We start from the raw sequence: 20,370 nt of genomic DNA on the forward strand, positions 1-20,370 counted from the left end.
CGCCGCGTCGGTCAATGAAATTGCATGCGGTGTGCTGAACCGAAAGGCAGCACGCCGCCAGAAACGAGAGGAAGTCAGCCTTGTCCTGTTTGCAGGTTGAAAATGTCAGCTGCCGTTACAACGGCCGCAATGTGCTGGAGCAGCTCTCCCTGACGGTGGCAGACAACGAGATCGTCTGCCTGCTGGGAGCCAGTGGCTGCGGCAAAACCACGCTTCTCAAGGCCATCGCCGGGCTGCTGCCGTTGGCTGAGGGCTCGATTCGCCTCGGCGATACCCTGCTCGACGGGCCGGGTGCCAGCGTGCCGCCCGAGGCGCGCAATATCGGGATGATCTTTCAGGATTACGCCCTCTTCCCCCACCTGACGGTGGCCGACAATGTTGGCTTTGGTCTGACCAAACTCGATCGCAGTGCCCGCCAACAGCAGGTGGATGAGGCGTTGGCGCTGGTCAATCTGCAGGGGCTGGGGGATCGCTATCCGCACCAGCTCTCCGGTGGTCAGCAGCAGCGGGTAGCCATCGCCCGGGCGCTGGTGTGCAAGCCGCGGCTGATGCTGCTGGATGAGCCCTTCTCCAACATCGATACCCAGGTGCGGATGAAGCTGATCCTCGAGATCCGCGCCCTGCTCAAGCAGCAGGGGATTGGCGCCATCTTCGTCAGCCATAGCAAGGAGGAGGCGTTCGCCTTCGCCGATCGGCTGGCGCTGTTTCGCGCCGGTCACATCGAGCAGGTGGGCCAGCCTGAGCAGCTCTATCGCCGCCCGCAAAACCGCTTCGTGGCGGAGTTTCTCGGCGGGGTCAACTATCTGGCTGCCGAGGTGGTGGACAGCCACTGCGTGCAGACGGCGCTCGGGGTCATTTGTGGCAGCGAGCCTCATGGCCGCGCGGTGGGTGAGCAGTTACAGCTGATGCTCCGCCCTCAGCAACTGCTGCTGGAGAGCGCCGCAGATGGCGAGCTCAAGGTGGTGGAGCAGCAGTTCCTCGGCCACCACTGCCGGGTGCTGTTCGAGTGTGGCGAGCTGCAGCTGGAGGCGAGCATTGGCGAGCCCCTTGATGGGGGGCGGGCACGGATCAAGGTTGCCCCCCATGGGCTGGTGTTGTTTGACCCTTTGCCCTGAACGCGTGATATCGTCGTGAAATCAAAGAACTGGATCCACTCTGGTTTATAATCGCGCAACGCAAATAGCCCGTAACGCTAACGCCTACTCAGGGGAGAGATATATGAAAGCCCAAGCCGGGATCTGCGCAGAGCCGAATCTGCACGCCCTCTATCTGATGTTCAATCGTACCGGCGATGCCGCCGAACTGGTCGGCCGTCTGGCCAAACTGCCCGCCCTGTGGCAGGCGGTCGCCTCCGATTTCCCCGATGCCGGTTTCAGCGGTCTGGTTGCCGTTGGCGCCGATGCCTGGGATGGTCTCTACCCTGCCGCCCGTCCGCCCCAGTTCCGCAGCTTTATGGCGCAATCCGCCAACGGTCAGGAAGCCCCCAACACCCCGTTTGATCTCTTTATTCAGCTGCGTGCCGATCGGGTGGATGTGCTGCACCACGCCGGTCACCGCGTGATGGCGCTGCTGGCCGGGCTGGTCGAGCTGGCCGAAGAGGTGCGCGGTTTCCGCAACCTGGATTTCCGTGACCTGACCGGTTTCGTTGATGGCACCGAGAACCCGCAGGATGAACACCGTGCCGAAGTGGCGCTGCTGGCCGATGGCGAGTTTGCCGGTGGCTCCTACATTCATGTCCAGCGCTGGGTCCACGCCATGAGCGACTGGGAGAAGCTGGCGCAAAAAGAGCAGGAAGACATTATCGGTCGCACCAAGCCCGACAACATCGAGTATGAGTCTGCCGCCAAGCCGTTGACCGCCCACATCAAGCGGGTCAACCTCAAGACGCCGAAAGGGGAGTCCATGGAGATCCTGCGCCAGAGCATGCCCTGGGGCACCATGACCGAGCAGGGGCTCTACTTCATCTCCTGCTGCCGCACTCCGCAGCACTTCAACGCCATGTTGGCCAGCATGTACAAGGGGGAGGGCAGCCACTTCGACCACCTGCTGCGCTTCACCAAGGCGGTGACCGGCGCCGCTTTCTTCGCCCCATCGGAGGGTTTTCTGATGGCGCAGGGCAAATAAGCCCGCCTAACGAAGCTGCAGAAAACAAAAATCCCGGCCTTGGCCGGGATTTTTCGTTCTGGCGTGACCGCGATGACGCGGTAGCGGCCATTACGGCGTCTGTTCGAACAGCTCGAGGGCGGAGAGGTAGAGCTCTTCGATATCGGTATCGCTGGTCGGGGTGATGAAGATGGTGTCATCACCGGCGATGGTGCCGAGGATCCCCTCTGCCTTGCCGAGGGAGTCGAGCAGGCGGGCGATCAGCTGGGCTGCGCCCGGGCTGGTGTGGATCACCACCAGTGCGCCGTTGTGATCGACGTCCAGTACCAGATTCTTGAGCGGGCTGGAGGTGGTGGGCACGCCCAGTTCCACTGGCAGGCAGTAGACCATCTCCATCTTGGCATTGCGAGTGCGAACGGCGCCGAAGCGGCTCAGCATGCGCGATACCTTGGACTGGTTGATGTTCTCGAAGCCCAGCTCTTGCAGGGCGGTGACGATTTCTGCCTGGGAGCCAAAGCGCTCTTCTTTCAGCAAGGCTTTAAAGGCCTTGGCCAGTTTTTCTTGCTTGTCGTTGTGTTTCATCTTGGTCTCACGAATGAGGAGGTGTGGCGGCCTGTGCGATACAGGCGGCAGATACGAACAGCGGGGCCATTTTGCATTCATATGCCGTTTTTTGCAAGGAAGCGGCGCTTGTTCTGCATATTGATTCAAAAATGGCTTGCATCAACCTTTATTAGGGATAGAATCGGGATGAAATTTTGAAAACTTATTCAATTGGGCTGTATGGGTATTGAATTAATAGGTATCGAGAAGTCCTGGCACAAGGTGCCGGTTCTGCAACAGGTCAGCTTTCGGACATCTCCCGGTGAAACCTTGGTGTTGCTGGGCCCGAGCGGTGCTGGCAAGAGTTCCCTGCTACGGATGATGAATCTGCTGGATACCCCGGATGCGGGTGTTCTGCGGATTGGTGAAAGTGAATTTTCTTTCCCGAACTCCCTCTCTGCTGCCGAATTCAACCGCCAGTCCCAACTGCTGCGTCGCAAGGTGGGGATGGTGTTCCAGCAGTACAATCTCTGGCCACATCTCACTGTGATGGAGAATCTGATTGAAGCGCCGGTCAAGGTGCTCGGCATGAGCAAGGAGGCCGCCATCGAGAAGGGGGCCTACCTGCTGGCCCAGCTGCAACTGGCCGACAAGCGCGATGCTTGGCCTGTCCGTCTCTCCGGCGGTCAGCAGCAGCGGGTTGCCATTGCCCGTACCCTGATGATGGACCCGGAAGTGTTGCTGTTTGACGAGCCGACTGCTGCCCTCGATCCCGAGATCACCAAGGAGGTGGCCGAGATCATCCGCAACCTGAGCCAGACCGGCATTACCCAGGTGGTGGTGACCCACGAGGTCGATTTTGCCCGCAAGGTGGCCAGTCAGGTGATTTATCTGGAGAAGGGGCGGATCATCGAATCCGGCACCGCTGCCATTTTCCAATCCCCGCAAACCAGCCGGTTTGCCGAATTCTTGATGCATTGATATTGAATCGATAAGGAAGCTGTCATGAAAAAGAGTCTGTTGTTGGTTGCTGCCATGGGCCTGTTGAGTACCTCCGTCATGGCCAAAGAGATCAAGTTCGCCACCGAGGCCACCTACGCACCGTTCGAATACCTGGATGACAAGAACGAGTTTCAGGGTTTTGACATCGATCTGGCCCGCGCCATCTGCGAGCAGGCCAAACTGGAGTGCAGCTTCCACAACCAGGCCTTTGACAGCCTGATCCCCAGCCTGAAATTCCGTCGCTATGATGCAGCCATCGCCGCCATGGACGTGACTCCGGAGCGCTCCGCGCAGGTCGATTTCTCCGACATCTATTACGAGAACTCGGCAGTATTCGTCGCCAAGAAAGGGGCCTTCAAGGGGCCGGAAGAGATGGTCGACAAGACAGTCGGCGTGCAGAACGGTACCTCTCACCAGTCCTATCTGCTGGATAACTGGGTGAGCAAGGGTCTGCTGACCGTGCCGTACGCCAGCTACCAGAGCGCCTTCCTCGACATGATGAATGGCCGTACCGACGGTGTGTTTGCTGATACCGCTGTCGCAGCCGACTGGCTGAAGCAGCACAAGGAGTATGCGGTGGTGGGTGCACCGGTGACGGATGCCAAGTACTTCGGTACCGGCTTTGGCATCGCGGTCGCCAAGGGCAATCAGGAGCTGCTGACCCAGCTGAACAAGGGGCTGGCCGAGATCAAGGCCAACGGCACCTATCAGAAAATCTTCGACAAATACTTCGCGCAGTAAGCTATGTTGAGCCTGTTGTTGGATGCAGCCTGGATGACCCTCGGGCTGGCCTTGGCATCACTGGTCGGGGGCATGGTATTGGCACTGGCGTTCAGTGCGGCTGAGCTGAGCAAACAACGCGCTCTGGTGTGGCCGGTGGCCACCCTGACCACGCTGATCCGTGGCCTGCCCGAGTTGCTGGTGGTGTTGTTCATCTACTTCGGCTCGACCCAGGTGTTGTTCCTCATCACTGGCGAGTATGTGGAGTTCAGCCCGTTTGCCTGTGGCGTGCTGGCGCTCTCCCTGCTGTTTGCCAGCTATGCGACCCAGACCCTGCGAGCGGCGCTCAATGCGGTGCCCTCAGGGCAACGATTAGCAGCACTGGCGCTGGGATTGAGCAAGAGCCACATCTTCTTTCGCATCGTGTTGCCGCAGGCGTGGCGTCATGCCCTGCCGGGCCTCGGCAACCAGTGGCTGGTGTTGCTGAAAGATACCGCGCTGGTGTCGCTTATCGGGGTGAACGAGATGATGCGTCAGGCGCAGATGGCCTCGGCCAGTACCTATCAGCCCTTCACCTGGTATGCCGCGGCGGCCCTCATCTATCTGGCCATCAGTCTGGTGAGTGAATATGGCCTCGGGCTGGCTGCCCGCTACACCCGCCGCTACGGAGGCTAACTGATGCAAGAGTATCTCGTTACGTTGCTGGGCGGTCTTGTCACCACGCTGGAGCTGACCCTGTTCAGCCTGCTGCTGGGGATTGTGCTGGCGGCCCTGATGACCTGGGTGCTGGAGCTGCGCCTGCCGGTGGCGACCCAGCTGGTGCAGCTGTGGGTGCTGCTCTTTACCGGTACGCCGCTGCTTATCCAGATCTTCCTGATTTACTACGGGCCGGGCCAGTTCGAGTGGCTGAAAGCCAGCCCGCTCTGGCCGCTGCTCAAGCAGCCCTGGTTCTGCGCCGTGCTGGCGCTGGGTCTCAACACGGCGGCCTACTCCACCCGGTTATTCAAGGGGGCGCTTGATGCCATCCCGGCCGGTGAAGTAGAGGCGTGTCGTGCGCTTGGCTTTAACGGCCGCCAGACCTTGTGGATGAAGGTGCGTCATGCTGCCCGTCATCTGGTGCCTGCCTACTCCAACGAGGTGATCCTGGTACTCAAGGGGAGCTCCCTCGCCAGTACCATCACCATCATGGACATCATGGGGCTGGCGCAGGGGTTGAATGCCCAGACCTACGATACCCTGGCGGTGTTCGGGGTGGCTGGCGGGCTTTATCTGGCGATGAACGGATTGTTAACAATTGGTTTTCGCTGGTGTGAAAAACGGGCGTTGGCATTTCAATCCTGAAACCTTCACAACTACCTCTTTATGGTAAGGGGAAGTGCAGAAAAACTGTGCTTCTCCTCCAACTTTTTGTATTTCCCTCCAATTTTTGCTCCCGCGTGTTTCGTGGCTCACAGAACCCGTGACTGCAACTGTTATCAGATTGTTTTTTATGGGGGGATCCATTAAGGTTGGGCGCACAACAAGAAACAACCTTAAACCTACGCTTAAACATGGAGTTGATCATGAAAGTTGCCGTTCTGGGTGCCGCTGGTGGCATCGGTCAAGCCCTCGCTCTGCTGTTGAAAAACCGTCTGCCGGCTGGCTCCGAGCTGAGCCTGTATGACATCGCCCCGGTCACCCCGGGTGTGGCCGTTGACCTCAGTCATATTCCTACCGACGTCGCCATCAAGGGCTTCTGCGGTGAAGATCCGACTCCTGCACTGGTTGGGGCCGATGTAGTGCTGATCTCCGCCGGTGTGGCACGCAAGCCGGGGATGGATCGCTCCGACCTGTTCAATATCAACGCCGGTATCGTCAAAAATCTGGTCGAGAAGTGCGCGGCCACTTGCCCGAAAGCACTGATCGGCATCATCACCAACCCGGTCAACACTACTGTTGCCATCGCCGCCGAAGTGCTGAAGAAAGCCGGTGTCTATGACAAGCGTCGTCTGTTTGGTGTCACCACTTTGGACGTGATCCGCGCCGAGACCTTCGTGGCCGCCGCCAAAGGGCTGAACATCGACAAGGTACGCGTCAACGTGATCGGTGGTCACAGTGGCGTCACCATCCTGCCGCTGCTCTCCCAGATTGAAGGTGCCTCCTTCACTGCTGAAGAAGTGGCAGCCATGACCAAGCGCATCCAGAATGCCGGTACCGAAGTGGTGGAAGCCAAAGCCGGTGGCGGTTCTGCGACCCTCTCCATGGGTCAGGCGGCTTGCCGTTTTGGTCTCTCCCTTATCAAGGGTCTGCAGGGCGAAGCCAACGTTGTCGAGTGCGCCTACGTGGAAGGCAACGGCGAGCACGCCACCTTCTTCGCGCAGCCGGTACTGCTGGGCAAGAACGGCGTCGAAACCGTACTGGATTACGGCAAGCTGAGCGCCTTCGAGCAGGAAGCGATGGAAGGCATGCTGGCTACCCTGAAAGCCGATATCCAGCTGGGTGTCGATTTCGTCAAGTAAGCGGGTCAACCGTGCCAACAAGGGAGCTTCGGCTCCCTTTTGTATTGATGAGATCCGCCCGGCAGGCTAAGGGGATGGGGGTTAGTGCCGATAACAGAGTGCAGCAGGAGATCCTTATGATGAAACCCCTTACCCTTCTCGTTCTTGTCGGTGCATTCACCGCGCCCCTCTATGGTGCCGAGGCGGTATCGGCTGCCGTATCGAGCGATGCGCCTGCAGCAAGTGCATCGGCACCGACCGCAAGCAGTGCTGCGGTGGCAACGGCGCCTGTCTCTGCTGCTACGCCAGCGCCCTCTGAGGCAGTCCCCGTCTTGCTTCCGGCCGAGCCGGTCACACCCGTTGCCAGCAGTGGCGATGGGGGCGCGCCGCTGCCAAAACCGGCTGAGCCTGCCGCTGTGGTGGCGCCTCCCGCACCTCTGGCCGCTGGCGAGTTGCAGGCGGTGCCGCTCTATCGTCAGGACGAGCTGCTCAACTGGATTGAGCAGGGGCGCCACCTCACTCAGGTTAAACAGGATCGCTGTCAGCTGACTCAGGATATCGAAGCGCGCGCCTCGGTGATGAAGATCCCAGCCTATCAATTCCTCTGGGGGGATATGCTGGCGTGGGGTGTCTGTACCAAACCCAACGCCGAGCTTGGCGTGCAATATATGTGGGAGGCGGCCAATCAGGGGTTGGCGCCAGCGCTGGAGCAGCTGGGTCGCTACTACTGGAAAGGAACTTTGGTGCAGAAGGATTTGGTGCGAGCCGAAACTCTGATGCGCGAGGCAGCCAGCCTCGGTTTTCTGCGGGCTCGCATCGAGTGGGTCGAGATGCTGCTGCAGGGGATGGGCAGTCCGCTCGATTATGAGGACGCCTATCGCTGGCTCCATGGCTCCGTCATCGGTGACAAGGCGCTGCACCAGAAGGCGGCGAGTCTGCTCAACCGTCTTGGCAACCGGATGCCGGCCAACGTGGTGGCCCGCGCCAAAGCGATGCACTGATCCAAAAAAATGACCCACAGATCTGCACCTGTGGGTCCGGTTCCAGCCGCCGTGCCATGACAGGCCGGAACCTCCCTCTGTTATATGGCTGCCCGCGCCTTAGAGATCTTGATGGGGGCCAAAAACTTCGTAATGGAGCTGCCCCGCTGGCACCCCAGCCGCCAGCAGCTGCCGCTTGATCTCTTGCATGAAGCCGACGGGGCCACAGAAGTAGTAGTGGGCCTGCGGCGTGATGCGCTCCTTCACGGCAGTCAGATCCATGGTGCCGGCCAGATCGTAATCTTGACCCTGCACATCACTGGCCTCCGGCTCCCTATACCAGATCCGGCTCAGCAAGTTGGGATTCTGGCGGGATTTTTGCTGAATATCCTCCCGGAAGGCGTGTACAGCGCCCTGTTCGCAGGCGTGCAGCCAGGTGACATCAGCCTGATGGCCGTTCGCCAGCAGCTGGTTGAGCATGCTCATCATCGGCGTCACGCCGACACCGGCGGAGAGCAGTACCACCGGGGTCTGGCTGTTGGCTTTGAGGTAGAAATCGCCGGTAGGGGGCATCACTTCGATCTTGTCACCCGCCTGCAGGTGATCGTGCAGCAGGTTGGAGACCTGACCCTGCGGCTCACGCTTGACGCTGATGCGGTAATCCTGCCCGTTGGGGGCATCGGAGAGGGAGTACTGGCGGATCTCCTGATATTCCAGCTCGGGGTGAACCAGCTTGATGCTGAGGTATTGGCCCGGTTTGAAGGTCAGTACCGGCTTGCCATCTTCCGGTGCCAGCAGGAAGGAGGTGATGAGGTCGCTCTCGGCTCGCTTCTCCTTGATGATGAAGGTGCGGGTGCCTTGCCAGCCGCCATCCTGACTTGCCTTCTCCTGATAGATCTCCCGCTCGCGGCCGATGAAGATGTCGGCCAGCACGCCATACGCCTTGCCCCATGCCTCCAGCACCTCGTCGGTGACCGCACTTCCGCCCAATTCTTTGAGCGTGGCCAAGAGATGACTACCTACAATGTGATATTGTTCCGGCTGGATCAGGAATCCGGTATGTTTGTGCGCAATCCGCTCGACCGCACCGGCGAGCGCTCCCAGATTGTCGATATTCTTTGCATACGCGGCGACTGCATTGAACAGGGCCAGCGGCTGGCCGCCACTGCGTTGGTGGGCCAGGTTGAAGATATCTTTCAGCTCCGGGTTATGGCTGAACATCCGCTGGTAGAAGTGCTGGGTGAGGGCAGGGCCTGCCGATTCGAGCAGCGGAATGGTGCTTTTGATGACGGCAACGGTGGTTTGATCTAGCATAGGGGCCTCGTTCTAATTGAACATATAAAATGTCATTTAATAAGTGGCATCCTAGATGTTTATTTGATTTGAATCAATACTCCACTTTTCGCATCGCGCTAATCAGGTTTTATGAGACTAACCAGTTATACAGATTTTGGATTGAGAGCCCTGCTCTATCTTGCCACCCTGCCGGAAGGGGAGTTGTCGAGCGTTGCCAAGGTATCGGCCCTGTATGGCGTTTCCCGCAACCACATGGTGAAGGTGGTCAATCAGCTGGTGAAGCTGGGCTATCTGCAATCCCAGCGGGGCAAGAATGGCGGCATTCGTATGGCTTGCGATCCCGCCACCATCAATATCGGGCAGGTGATCAGGGCGCTGGAAGGGAATCTGGACGGCATTGACTGCGGCTCGCCCGCTTGCCACATCGTCTCTGTCTGTCTGCTCAAGAGTGCGCTGAAAGAGGCGATGGATGCGTTTCTGGCGGTGATGGACAGCTATACGCTGCAAGACCTGCTGGCCAACCGTGACGAGCTGCAACGGGTGTTCGGCGAGTTGATCCCGACGCTGGTGCTTGAGCCGGATGATGAAGATGAGCAATGACGATGAGCAATAGAAAAGGGCTGCCAGTGGCAGCCCTTTTTCAATCTTGCGAATCCGACTCCGCCCGATACGATGCTGGCATGATCCGCGCCATCTTGACCATGTTGTTCTCCACATCGAGGATCTCGATAGGATAACCGGCCAGCCGGATCCCGATGTTGGGCTGGGGGATCTCTTCCAGATATTCGAGGATCAGACCGTTGAGGGTACGCGGGCCGTCGATGGGCAGGTGCCAGTTCATCTCCTTGTTCAGCTCACGAATATTGGCTGAGCCTTCGACCAGATAAGAACCATCTGACTGGGGGTGGATCTCGTCGCTCGGCGCTGGCGTCATGGAGGTGGTGAAGTCGCCCACGATCTCTTCCAGAATATCGTCCAGGGTGATCAACCCCTGAATGTCGCCGTATTCGTCGACGATCAGGCCAATTCGCTCCTTGTTGCGCTGGAATTTGGCCAGCTGCACGTTGAGCGGAGTTCCTTCCGGAATGAAGTAGATCTCGTCCACTTCCCGCAACAGACTCGATTTGTTGAACTGGTCCCTGGCTACCAGCCGCAGGGCATCGCGCGCGTGTAAAAATCCGACAACGTCGTCGATATTGTCGCGATAGAGGAGGATCTTGGTGTGAGCGCAGTGGGCCAGCTGACGCTGGATACTCTTCCAGTCATCGTTGATGTCGATGGCGTAGATATCGCTGCGCGGCACCATGATGTCCTCGACCAGCATCTTGTCGAGATCCAGAATGCTCAGCAGCATCTCCTGATGACGCTGGGGGATCAGGTTACCCGCCTCATTGACGATGGTGCGCAGCTCCTCGGTGTTGAGGGCGTCATCCTTGTTGGGATTGATCTTCAGCATCTTGAGCAGCCCGCTGGTGATGCCGTTGATCAGCCAGACCAGCGGCGAGAGCGGCACCATCAGCCCCTTGAGGATCCAGGAGGCGGGATAGGCGATCTTCTCCGGAAACATGGCGGCCAGGGTCTTGGGGGTCACTTCACCGAATACCAGTACCACCAGGGTCAGCCCGAAGGTGGCGATGGCGACCCCGAGATCACCAAACAGCCGGATACAGACGATGGTGGCGATGGCGGAGGCGAGAATATTGACCAGATTGTTGCCGATCAGGATCAGCCCCAGCAGGCGATCGGGGCGGGCGAGCAGTTGCTCGACGCGACGTGCGGCTTTGTGTTTGGTCTGTGCCAGATGCCGCAGTTTGTAGCGGTTGATGGACATCAGGCCGGTTTCGGAACTGGAGAAAAAGGCGGAAAGAAGGATCAAGATAACGAGAACAATCAGTAATGTACTCGTTGAGATGCTGTCCAAAAAGGGCTCCTGTTGGATGGTATGGCTAAAAGAGTATAGGTGTCAGCTCAACAGCACTTCTTTGACGAAGCGACTGCCAAAGTAGGCAAGAGTCAGGATGAAGCTGCCGATCAGACTGAGTGTGATGACTTTGCGGCCGCGCCAGCCATAGGTGTGATGACCCCACAGCAGCAACACGTAGACACACCATGCCAGGATGGAGAGCACAGCCTTGTGAGACTTGCCCTGGGCGAACATATCTTCGAGGAAGAAGAGGCCGGAGGCGATGGAAAGTGTCAGTAGCAGCACCCCTGCAGAGATCAACTGAAACAGCCGTTTTTCCACTGTCATCAGTGGCGGCATGGCTGGCAGGTTGCTGATTTTTCTCGATTTAAGCTGTTTGTCCAGACAGGCGAGCTGCAGCGCAAACAGACAGGCGATCATCAATACCGAGTAGGCCATCAGGGCGAGGCCTATGTGCAGCAACAGCTGGGGATGGGCCTCCAGATGGGTTATGTAGCGACCCGGGATCAAGGCGCTGGCAGCCAGCAACAAGGCCGAGAAGCTGTAGACCACCGGCAGCAGGATCCAGCCGTTGAAGCGGCGGGTTACGCAAGTCATGAAGCAACTGATGATGAGGCTGACCAGCGAGGCAACGTTGAGCATGCTCAGGTTCTGGCCGTAACTCTGCAATACCTCTGAACCGAGGGCGCTGGCGTGGGTGATCAGGGCCAATCCGATACAGGCAAACAGGGAGCGCTGTCCCACCGGCTTGGCGCTCAGTAACAGATGCAGGGAGGCGATGATGGCCAGCAGATAAAACGCCAGGGCCAGAACAGAGATTACGATCATAACCAGGTCGTTGTTGCACAAGCTTTTGAGGGTAAGAGGGGCAGTATACCTTGCACGAGAAGTGCTCGCCAGTTGTGCAACGGCCGATCTGCCCATATATAGGGAGAAGGTCCCTGCTGCTGCGGTGCGGTGAATAATCGTCCTCGCGCCCGCTCTGGGTTATAATGCCCCCAATTTATTACGCCAAGAACCGGAATCCGTCATGTTTGAGAATTTGACTGAACGACTCTCGCGCACCTTGCGCAATGTCAGTGGCCGTGGTCGCCTGACCGAAGACAATATCAAGGAAACCCTGCGCGAAGTTCGCATGGCGCTGCTCGAGGCGGATGTCGCCCTGCCGGTCGTGCGTGATTTCGTGGCGCGTGTCAAAGAGCGCGCAGTCGGGCAGGAAGTGGCCAAATCCCTGAGCCCGGGCCAGGCATTCATCAAGATTGTGCACGGTGAACTGGTCACCGTGATGGGGGAGGCCAACGAACAGCTCAACCTGGCTGCCCAGCCGCCAGCGATCATCCTGATGGCCGGTCTGCAGGGGGCCGGTAAGACCACCACAGTTGGCAAACTGGCCAAGCTGCTCAAAGAGCGCAGCAAGAAGAAGGTGCTGGTAGTCAGTGCCGACGTCTATCGTCCGGCGGCGATCAAGCAGCTGGAGACCCTGGCCAGCGACATCGGTGTCGACTTTTTCCCGAGCGATGCCAGCCAGAAGCCGGTCGACATCGCCACCGCAGCTATCGATCAGGCGCGCAAGAAATTCTATGACGTGGTGATCGTCGATACTGCCGGTCGTCTGCACGTTGATAGCGAGATGATGGCCGAGATCCAGGATCTGCATGCCACCATCAAGCCGGTTGAGACCCTGTTCGTGGTGGATGCCATGACCGGTCAGGATGCCGCCAACACCGCCAAGGCGTTCAATGAAGCGCTGCCGCTCACCGGTGTCATCCTTACCAAGGCGGACGGCGACGCCCGAGGTGGTGCCGCCCTGTCGGTGCGTCACATCACCGGCAAGCCGGTCAAGTTCATCGGTATGGGTGAAAAGACCGATGCGCTGGAACCGTTCCACCCGGATCGCCTCGCCTCCCGCATCCTCGGTATGGGCGATGTGCTCTCTCTTATCGAGGAAGTCGAGCGCAACGTCGATAAAGAGAAAGCAGCCAAGCTGGCCAGCAAGGTCAAGAGTGGCAAAGGCTTCGATCTGGAAGATTTCCGCGAGCAGCTGGCCCAGATGCGCAATATGGGCGGTATGATGGGGATGCTTGACAAGCTGCCCGGCATGTCCGGTCTGCCGGATAACGTGAAAGATCAGATGGATGACAAGCTCACCGTGCGAATGGAGGCCATCATCAGCTCCATGACGCCGAAGGAGCGTGCTCACCCAGATCTCATCAAGGGCTCACGCAAACGCCGTATCGCCGCAGGTTCCGGCATGCAGGTGCAGGATGTGAACAAGCTGCTCAAGCAGTTCACCGAGATGCAGCGCATGATGAAGAAGATGTCCGGCAAGGGTGGCATGCGCAAAATGATGAGTCAGATGAAGAACATGCTGCCACCGGGATTTGGTGGCGGTCGCGGCCCGTTCTGATTATCCGGGCTGACGTATTGCATGAGGGTCTGCCGGTGGCAGACCCTTTTCATTGCTGCTCTGCGCAAAAAATGGCTGGCTTGGTTGCAATTATTACAAATCCAAGTAGAATTACGCGGCTTATTTTAAGCTAGGGTCCGCGTGTTTGCGGGCCTTGTTCATTAGATGTTAATGAGGACGATATGGTAACCATTCGTTTACAACGTGGTGGCGCGAAAAAGCGTCCGTTCTACCAGGTAGTAGTTTCTGACAGCCGTTGCGCCCGTGACGGTCGCTTCATCGAGCGCGTTGGTTTCTTCAACCCGGTTGCTGCTGGTCAAGCTGAAAAGCTGAACCTAGACCTGGCTCGTATCGAGCATTGGGTTGCTACTGGTGCCGCTGTTTCTGACCGCGTTGCCAAGCTGATCAAAGACGCTAAAAAAGCTGCTTAATCAGCCCAACGGTAAGGAGTTAAGGTGGAAAAACCTGTAGTTCTGGGCACCCTGGGTACCGTTTATGGCATCAAGGGCTGGCTTAAAGTGAACTCCTTCACCGATGTTGCCGAAGCGATTTTCGATTACAACCCCTGGCTGATTAATCAGAACGGGGCGTGGCGTGAAATTCGGGTTTCATCCTGGAAACGTCACAACAAGGGTCTGATTTGCAAACTCGATGGTATCGATGTGCGCGAAGATGCCCTGGCATTGACCAATGTCGAGATTGGCGTACCCGCCGATCTGTTGCCTGCGTTGCCTGAAGGTGAGTTCTACTGGCGTGACCTGATTGGTTGCTCCGTGGTGACCACCAAGGGATACGACCTGGGCAAGGTGACCGAATTGATGGAAACCGGCTCCAACGATGTGTTGGTGGTTGAGGCCAATGTAAAAGATGCCTTTGGTGCAAAGGAGCGGTTGATTCCGTTCCTGGAAGAGCAGGTGATCAAGAATATTGATCTGACTGCTCGAACAATCGAAGTTGATTGGGATCCTGGTTTCTAGTTTCCCGCGCTAACACGGGTGCCGGAGGTTTCTTATGTGGATTGGGGTTATTAGCCTCTTCCCTGAAATGTTCCGAGCCATTACCGAGCACGGGGTAACGGGTCGGGCCGTCAAGAGTGGCCTGCTGCAGATTGAGTGCTGGAACCCCCGGGAGTTTACCCACGATAAACACCGTACGGTCGATGATCGTCCTTATGGTGGTGGGCCCGGCATGTTAATGATGGTTCAGCCGCTGCGTGACGCGATTCATGCAGCCAAGCAAGCAGCGGGAGACGGGGCGAAAGTCATCTATCTCTCTCCTCAGGGACGCAAGCTGACTCAAGCGGGCGTAACCGAGTTGGCGACGAATCAGAAACTGATTCTGGTAGCCGGTCGATACGAAGGTATCGATGAACGCGTGATACAAACCGAAGTCGACGAAGAGTGGTCTATCGGGGATTACGTGTTAAGTGGTGGCGAGTTGCCTGCCATGACCCTGATCGATGCGGTTTCGCGTCTGGTCCCTGGGGTTTTGGGCGATCAGGCCAGTGCCGAGCAAGACTCCTTTACGGATGGCTTGCTGGATCATCCCCACTATACTCGGCCGGAGGTGTTGGATGGATTGGCGGTGCCCGAGGCGCTGACAAGCGGCAATCACGAAGTGATTCGACGCTGGCGTCTCAAGCAATCACTCGGACGAACCTGGCAAAGAAGGCCGGAACTTATTAACAACCTAGCTCTGACTGACGAGCAAGAATCACTTCTTGCCGAGTATGTCCGCGAAGTGCGTGACAGCGTTAAGTAGAGTTTTCAGTTTATCCTAGGTAAGGAAAGACAATGAGCAAGATTATTCAGCAGCTTGAACAAGAGCAACTGCGTACCGACATCCCGGCTTTTGCCCAGGGCGACACTGTACGTGTTCAAGTTCGTGTTAAAGAAGGTGGTAAAGAGCGTCTGCAGGCTTTCGAAGGCATCGTTATTGCCAAGCGTAACCGCGGTCTGCACTCTGCTTTCACCGTTCGCAAGATCTCCAACGGCGAAGGTGTTGAGCGTGTATTCCAGACTCACTCTCCGCTGATCCACAGTGTAGAACTGAAGCGTCGTGGTGATGTTCGCCGCGCCAAACTGTACTACCTGCGCAACCTGTCCGGCAAAGCTGCTCGTATCAAAGAGAAGCTCAACTAATTCGATTCGAATTGGTGTCGGTATGTCGGCGAAACGCTCGACAGGTAGTGAAAAGGCTCGCCAATGGCGAGCCTTTTTTGTATCCGTCTATTGGCTATCTGGGGGCCGTTACTGGATGACCCGAACTACCGAGTTGTCGCGTCCGAAGGGGCCTGGCACATAGTCGTCGGCTGCCCAGTCATTCTCGTAGAGGGTTTCCCCTGCCGGTGTGATGAGCTGGTAGCAATATTCGAAGTACCCCGGGCCGTCGGTCGGCAGATTGAGGGTGGCTTTGAACTCGCCGCTCTTCATTCGTTTCAGCTCGACCGGTTGCCACTGGGTGAACTCGCCGATCAGCATCACCTGTTCTGCCCCAGCAGCCGCCTCTTTCTCTACGGCAAAGGTCACCTTGACCTCGGGCTTGGACTTCAAAAACTGTTTGATCAGTGGCATGACGCCTCCTTGTCTGTGAGTTAAAAATGGCTCCTGTCTATTTTTATACCACCATGTGACAAAGATGTTGATAAGGCAGATCAAGTCGGCAAGGCAAAATAGCGTTGCAGTAGACTGTGGGTGAAGTCGATCTTGAGATAGAAGCCGCGCGGCAGGGTCATGATGGGTTGACCATCGCGGCCGATGGCGCGAGTCAGCGCCTTGTTGTTGGCCGCCTTGGGCCGCAGTTGCATCACCTGGCCGTGGCGGGCGCTGATCTGCTCCACTTCTCCCAGCACTATCATGTCCATTAGCTCCTCCCAGTCCTGACGCAGTAGCCGATCTTCCTCTTCATTCGGGCTCCACATCAGCGGCATGCCGACTCGCCGCTCTCCAACCGGGATCTCGCGACTGCCTTCCACCGGGATCCAGAGCACCCGGGATAGCTTGTTGCGCACGTTGGACTCCTCCCAGCGCTGGCCGCTGACACCGATCAGCGGGGCGACGCAGACGAAGGTGGTCTCCAGCGGTTTGCCTTGAGGATCCACAGGGATCGTCTTGAGTTCGATCCCCAGCTCCGGGAAGTCCTGTTCCGGCTTGCTCCCTGCGCTGGCCCCGAGTTGCAGCTCGATCAACTGACCGACCCACCCCTTGTCACGGCGCAGGTCTTTGGGCACCGCGACGCCAGCCTCGGCGGCCAGCTGCGCCAGCGTGAAGCCAGCCATGGCATAGGCGCGGCTCAATAACTCCTGCTCGGATTGGGGATTGCTTGGCATGTTTGGCTCCATCTTGCTCGCCATATTCTAACAGGGGAGGATCCCGAGAAGGATCGCTGTTTTTATAACCGATCCTGAGTGGATAAGATCAAATGCAGAGAATTTGGGGGCTATCAGCTCATCATTATGATTTTAAAGGGTTTTGTCTGTTTTATCGAGCAGTAATCCAGGTCTGGTTTGACCTCGAAATAGTTGTCCAAGGGTTTGTGCATGATGTTACACACAGTTATCCACAGAAATCTTGGATAAGTGGATGAAAGTGGTTGGAGTCGCTGATATGTTACAAAAAATTGTGAATGCCACCCCATTTTTACAGGGTAAACGGGGTAGATATTGTGCCACTCCTGTGGATAATTTCGCCGCGGTGGATCTTTGAGCAGTTGAACTTGTTCACAATCCGGATCATGGATCTGACTCTTGGGGTAACATGGATCTAGATCCAGTTGTTTTATCACAAGATTATAAAAAATAATGATTTTTTATATTTTATGTCGCGTAATGAGACGGAGAGGCACTTTTCGCGTACAGTTAAAAAGTACTGTATATACCCGTTTGCTAACAGCTTTATGCACAGACTGGGTGGGCAACTTGGGGGCGCGGATCCTTGGATTTGTTTATAAGTATGTTTGAAATCGAAAGTTATTCATGAAACAGGGGATTCACTCCTTGTTTGCTGCCACGGAGTGAATGTGGAACAATCTCCTTATAGATTCAGCCTTTATAAGGTGATCACGTGATTGATGGCGACGGATTTCGTCCCAATGTCGGTATCGTGATCTGTAACCGTGAAGGACAAGTGTTGTGGGCTAAACGCTATGGGCAGCACTCCTGGCAGTTTCCGCAGGGGGGGGTTGATGATGGTGAAACGCCAGAGCAGGCCATGTATCGAGAGCTGTATGAGGAGATTGGCCTCAAGCCCGAAGATGTGACCATCATGGCCACCAGTCGTAACTGGCTAAAGTACCGTTTACCCAAACGTCTTGTCCGCTGGGACAGTTCACCGGTCTGTATTGGCCAAAAACAAAAATGGTTCCTGTTACAGCTGAATTCGGGCAAGGAGTCGCGGATCCAGTTTGGCTGTCATGGCCATCCCGAATTTGACGACTGGCGTTGGGTCAGCTTCTGGTATCCGGTGCGTCAGGTCGTTTCGTTCAAGCGGGAGGTTTACCGCCGGGTCATGAAAGAGTTTGCCCCGCTGGCGATGCCAGTGCCGGCAGTGCAGGTCAACAAGAAGGATGGGCGGCGCAACCGCGCCCGTTAAGGAGCACAGATTAGTTGTTAACGGAACTGAGACGTATCGTCGAGAGCATGGCCGAGGCCAATACCCTCGAGCAGGCCTTGCAAGCATTGGTGAGCCAGACCCGGCACGCCATGGCAGTGGACTGCTGCTCCGTCTATGTCTCGGAACCCGAGGTGCGCCGCTATCGCCTGGCGGCTACCGACGGCTTGGCCCCGTCCGCAGTCGGCAAGGTGACCCTGCCCTACGAGCAGGGCATCGTCGGTCTGGTGGGTCAGCGAGAAGAACTGATCAACCTGGCTGATGCCCCCACGCATCCCAGTTTCAAATTCCTGCCCGATGTTGCCGAAGAGGCGTTCCGCTCCTTCCTGGGCGCCCCCATCATGCACCAGCGTCAGGTGGTCGGCATTCTGGTGGTGCAGCAGAAGGAGAGCCGCCGCTTCGATGAGGGGGAAGAGTCCTTCATGGTCACCCTGGCGGCCCAGCTGGCGGCGCGGATCGCCCAGGCGCAGGCCAAGGGGTGGTTGCAGAAGACCGACTGGAGTAAGCCGCTGCGCGGTATTGCCGGGGCCAGCGGCATCGCCATGGCCAAGGCCTGGGTGTGGCGGCCCCGCAAGGCGCTCTCGTCCATTACCCCGCGCAAGGATGAAGACCATGCCAGCCAGCTGGCGCGGCTGGAGCTGGCGGTTGAGGAGGTGCGGCACGACTTGGAGAGTCTGGCGCTGCGTTTTCGCGAGAGCTACAGCCAGGATTCGGTGGCGATCTTCGATATCTATCTCCATCTGCTGAACGATCCCGGCTACATCAAGCCCATTCGCAACAAGGTGAGCAAGGAGCACTGGACTGCGGTATCTGCGGTCAAGCTCATCAGCGATCGCTTGATCGAGCAGTTCAAGGGGATGAAGGATCCTTACCTGCAGGAGCGCTCCACCGACGTGAAGGATATTGCCCAGCGGCTGATCAGCCGACTGGTGCAGAATGAACCGGAGCATATCTCCATCGGCGAACCTGTGGTGCTGGTAGCCGACGAGGTGACAGCCACTATTCTGGCGGAAGTGCCCCGCGAGTATCTGACCGGGGTGGTCTCGCTCAAGGGGGGGACCAACTCCCACGCCGCCATTCTGGCCCGCGCCATGGGGGTGGCCGCCATCATGGGGGTCGATCTGCCCCTTGGTGACATAGGCGGTCGCATGCTGGTGGTCGATGGCTACAGCGGCGATCTCTTCATCGAGCCCAATCAGGTGATCCTGACCGAGTATCGTCAGCTGCTGAGCGAAGAGCGGGCGCTCGATACCCTGGTGCGCAGCGTCGATAACCTGCCATCCGAGACGGCCGACGGCACCAAGGTCTCCCTGCTGCTCAACGCCGGTCTCAGCGCCGATACCGAGATCTCCCTCAATCAGCTGGCGGACGGGGTGGGCCTCTATCGCACCGAGATCCCCTTTATGCTGCAGGAGAGCTTCCCCTCCGAGTGGGAGCAGACTGCCCGCTATCGCGGCATTCTGGAGACCTACCGCAACCGGCCGGTCTGCATGCGGACGCTGGATGTGGGCGGCGACAAGCCGCTACCCTATTTCCCCATCGTCGAGGAAAACCCCTTCCTTGGCTGGCGGGGGATCCGGATCACGCTGGATCACCCCGAACTGTTTCTGGTGCAGCTCAAGGCGATGCTGAGGGCCAGCGAAGGGCTGGACAATCTGGCCATCATGTTGCCGATGATCAGCAGCGTTAGCGAAATCAAAGCCTCCCGTCGTCTGCTGGATCAGGCATGGCGGGAGGTGTCGGAAGAGGCGGCGAGCCGCGATGCGGTGATCCGCTACCCCAGCCTCGGGGTGATGATCGAGGTGCCCTCAGCACTCTTTATCTTGCCGGAGATGGCGCCGCTCATCGATTTCTGGTCGGTGGGCAGTAACGACCTGACCCAGTACCTGCTGGCGGTAGATCGCAACAATTCCCGGGTTGCCAACATCTACGATGCCTTCCATCCTGCAGTGATCCGCGCCCTGCAACAGCTGGTTGATGCTTCCCATCGCTACCAGAAGCCGGTGTCGGTGTGTGGCGAGCTGGCCGGTGATCCGGTCGGTGTATTGCTGCTGCTTGCCATGGGCTATCGCCGCTTCAGTATGAACACCCACAACATCGCTCGGATCAAGTACGTGCTGCGTCAATCCACCCTGAGCGAGTTGACCGAACTGATGGCCGATGGCCTCAAACATGACAACCCCCACGTACTGCGCGGCCTGTTTGCCCGCTATCTGGAGGAGCATGGTTTGGGCGGTTTGCTGCGAGCCGGTCATAAATCGAAACAGAGTGATTGATAATCATGCCTTGTCCCTGCTGACGAATGATCGGA

General features: G+C 57.8%; 22 protein-coding genes. 16 read left to right on the plus strand and 6 right to left on the minus strand.

Features of this window, described 5'->3' with window-relative positions; all coding sequences use genetic code 11:
• The first annotated feature begins 80 nt into the window (after positions 1-80).
• Positions 81-1,115 carry an ABC transporter ATP-binding protein gene (locus LRL22_RS08765; protein WP_270905205.1) on the plus strand — a complete coding sequence of 345 codons (1,035 nt, stop codon included), beginning with the start codon at positions 81-83 and terminating at the stop codon, positions 1,113-1,115.
• A gap of 103 nt (positions 1,116-1,218) precedes the next feature.
• Entirely contained in the window at positions 1,219-2,124 is a 906-nt protein-coding gene (locus tag LRL22_RS08770) for a Dyp-type peroxidase (protein ID WP_270905206.1), read from the plus strand.
• A gap of 90 nt (positions 2,125-2,214) precedes the next feature.
• On the opposite strand, the gene argR is transcribed toward LRL22_RS08770, so the two are convergent.
• Positions 2,215-2,685, minus strand: a complete 471-nt coding sequence (gene argR / locus LRL22_RS08775) for a transcriptional regulator ArgR (protein WP_005340378.1) — start codon at positions 2,683-2,685, stop codon at positions 2,215-2,217.
• Positions 2,686-2,886: 201 nt separating this feature from the next.
• Between argR and LRL22_RS08780 the strand changes: the two genes are divergently transcribed.
• The 6 genes from LRL22_RS08780 (at position 2,887) to LRL22_RS08805 (ending at position 7,846) form a co-directional block, all read left to right on the plus strand.
• Complete coding sequence (locus LRL22_RS08780; protein WP_270905207.1) at positions 2,887-3,627, plus strand: ATP-binding cassette domain-containing protein; 741 nt, start codon at positions 2,887-2,889, stop codon at positions 3,625-3,627.
• A 24-nt stretch (positions 3,628-3,651) separates the two neighbouring features.
• Entirely contained in the window at positions 3,652-4,389 is a 738-nt protein-coding gene (locus LRL22_RS08785; RefSeq protein WP_270905208.1) for a transporter substrate-binding domain-containing protein, read from the plus strand.
• A gap of 3 nt (positions 4,390-4,392) precedes the next feature.
• A complete protein-coding gene (gene artQ, locus LRL22_RS08790) occupies positions 4,393-5,043 on the plus strand; it encodes an arginine ABC transporter permease ArtQ (RefSeq protein WP_103251361.1) in 651 nt (216 codons plus the stop codon).
• A 3-nt stretch (positions 5,044-5,046) separates the two neighbouring features.
• Positions 5,047-5,709: an arginine ABC transporter permease ArtM gene (gene artM, locus LRL22_RS08795; protein ID WP_005348902.1), complete on the plus strand. Its 663-nt coding sequence runs from the start codon at positions 5,047-5,049 to the stop codon at positions 5,707-5,709.
• Between the two features lie 221 nt (positions 5,710-5,930).
• Positions 5,931-6,866 (plus strand): malate dehydrogenase, encoded by a 936-nt coding sequence (mdh, locus tag LRL22_RS08800; protein ID WP_005340384.1) that lies wholly within the window; start codon positions 5,931-5,933, stop codon positions 6,864-6,866.
• Positions 6,867-7,261: 395 nt separating this feature from the next.
• On the plus strand, positions 7,262-7,846 hold the full coding sequence (locus LRL22_RS08805) for a tetratricopeptide repeat protein (protein WP_041202422.1): 585 nt from the start codon (positions 7,262-7,264) through the stop codon (positions 7,844-7,846).
• Positions 7,847-7,945: 99 nt separating this feature from the next.
• Here the strand turns inward: LRL22_RS08805 and hmpA are convergent, their stop codons facing one another.
• Positions 7,946-9,139, minus strand: a complete 1,194-nt coding sequence (hmpA, locus tag LRL22_RS08810; RefSeq protein WP_270905209.1) for an NO-inducible flavohemoprotein — start codon at positions 9,137-9,139, stop codon at positions 7,946-7,948.
• Positions 9,140-9,250: 111 nt separating this feature from the next.
• Between hmpA and LRL22_RS08815 the strand changes: the two genes are divergently transcribed.
• Positions 9,251-9,721 (plus strand): Rrf2 family transcriptional regulator, encoded by a 471-nt coding sequence (locus tag LRL22_RS08815; RefSeq protein WP_005340388.1) that lies wholly within the window; start codon positions 9,251-9,253, stop codon positions 9,719-9,721.
• A gap of 40 nt (positions 9,722-9,761) precedes the next feature.
• On the opposite strand, the gene LRL22_RS08820 is transcribed toward LRL22_RS08815, so the two are convergent.
• Together LRL22_RS08820 and LRL22_RS08825 are read right to left on the minus strand one after the other, a co-directional pair.
• A complete protein-coding gene (locus LRL22_RS08820) occupies positions 9,762-11,042 on the minus strand; it encodes an HlyC/CorC family transporter (protein WP_042053332.1) in 1,281 nt (426 codons plus the stop codon).
• Positions 11,043-11,084: 42 nt separating this feature from the next.
• Positions 11,085-11,873, minus strand: coding sequence for a cytochrome C assembly family protein (locus LRL22_RS08825; RefSeq protein ID WP_270905210.1), 789 nt, complete (start codon positions 11,871-11,873; stop codon positions 11,085-11,087).
• Between the two features lie 202 nt (positions 11,874-12,075).
• On the opposite strand from LRL22_RS08825, the gene ffh reads away from it, so the two are divergent.
• The 5 genes from ffh (at position 12,076) to rplS (ending at position 15,593) form a co-directional block, all read left to right on the plus strand.
• The gene (gene ffh, locus LRL22_RS08830) at positions 12,076-13,452 is read left to right on the plus strand and encodes a signal recognition particle protein (RefSeq protein WP_064338811.1); all 1,377 of its coding nucleotides are present in this window, start codon (positions 12,076-12,078) and stop codon (positions 13,450-13,452) included.
• 182 nt (positions 13,453-13,634) lie between these two features.
• Positions 13,635-13,883 (plus strand): 30S ribosomal protein S16, encoded by a 249-nt coding sequence (rpsP, locus tag LRL22_RS08835; RefSeq protein WP_005340392.1) that lies wholly within the window; start codon positions 13,635-13,637, stop codon positions 13,881-13,883.
• 24 nt (positions 13,884-13,907) lie between these two features.
• Positions 13,908-14,429 (plus strand): ribosome maturation factor RimM, encoded by a 522-nt coding sequence (gene rimM, locus LRL22_RS08840; RefSeq protein WP_005340394.1) that lies wholly within the window; start codon positions 13,908-13,910, stop codon positions 14,427-14,429.
• A gap of 34 nt (positions 14,430-14,463) precedes the next feature.
• Entirely contained in the window at positions 14,464-15,213 is a 750-nt protein-coding gene (trmD, locus tag LRL22_RS08845) for a tRNA (guanosine(37)-N1)-methyltransferase TrmD (protein ID WP_005340400.1), read from the plus strand.
• 32 nt (positions 15,214-15,245) lie between these two features.
• Positions 15,246-15,593, plus strand: coding sequence for a 50S ribosomal protein L19 (gene rplS, locus LRL22_RS08850; RefSeq protein ID WP_005313505.1), 348 nt, complete (start codon positions 15,246-15,248; stop codon positions 15,591-15,593).
• A 108-nt stretch (positions 15,594-15,701) separates the two neighbouring features.
• Here the strand turns inward: rplS and LRL22_RS08855 are convergent, their stop codons facing one another.
• On the minus strand, positions 15,702-16,025 hold the full coding sequence (locus LRL22_RS08855) for an isoamylase early set domain-containing protein (protein WP_005348910.1): 324 nt from the start codon (positions 16,023-16,025) through the stop codon (positions 15,702-15,704).
• An 80-nt stretch (positions 16,026-16,105) separates the two neighbouring features.
• Positions 16,106-16,780, minus strand: coding sequence for a DNA mismatch repair endonuclease MutH (gene mutH / locus LRL22_RS08860; RefSeq protein ID WP_042084339.1), 675 nt, complete (start codon positions 16,778-16,780; stop codon positions 16,106-16,108).
• Positions 16,781-17,513: 733 nt separating this feature from the next.
• Here mutH and rppH point away from each other — a divergent pair.
• Both rppH and ptsP read left to right on the plus strand, forming a co-directional pair.
• Positions 17,514-18,041 (plus strand): RNA pyrophosphohydrolase, encoded by a 528-nt coding sequence (gene rppH, locus LRL22_RS08865; RefSeq protein WP_005340421.1) that lies wholly within the window; start codon positions 17,514-17,516, stop codon positions 18,039-18,041.
• A 14-nt stretch (positions 18,042-18,055) separates the two neighbouring features.
• Positions 18,056-20,335 (plus strand): phosphoenolpyruvate--protein phosphotransferase, encoded by a 2,280-nt coding sequence (gene ptsP / locus LRL22_RS08870; RefSeq protein ID WP_179903131.1) that lies wholly within the window; start codon positions 18,056-18,058, stop codon positions 20,333-20,335.
• The last annotated feature ends 35 nt before the right edge of the window (positions 20,336-20,370 follow it).

The sequence above is a fragment of the Aeromonas sp. PI_26 genome (assembly GCF_027854445.1).
Taxonomy (GTDB): Bacteria; Pseudomonadota; Gammaproteobacteria; order Enterobacterales; family Aeromonadaceae; genus Aeromonas; species Aeromonas veronii.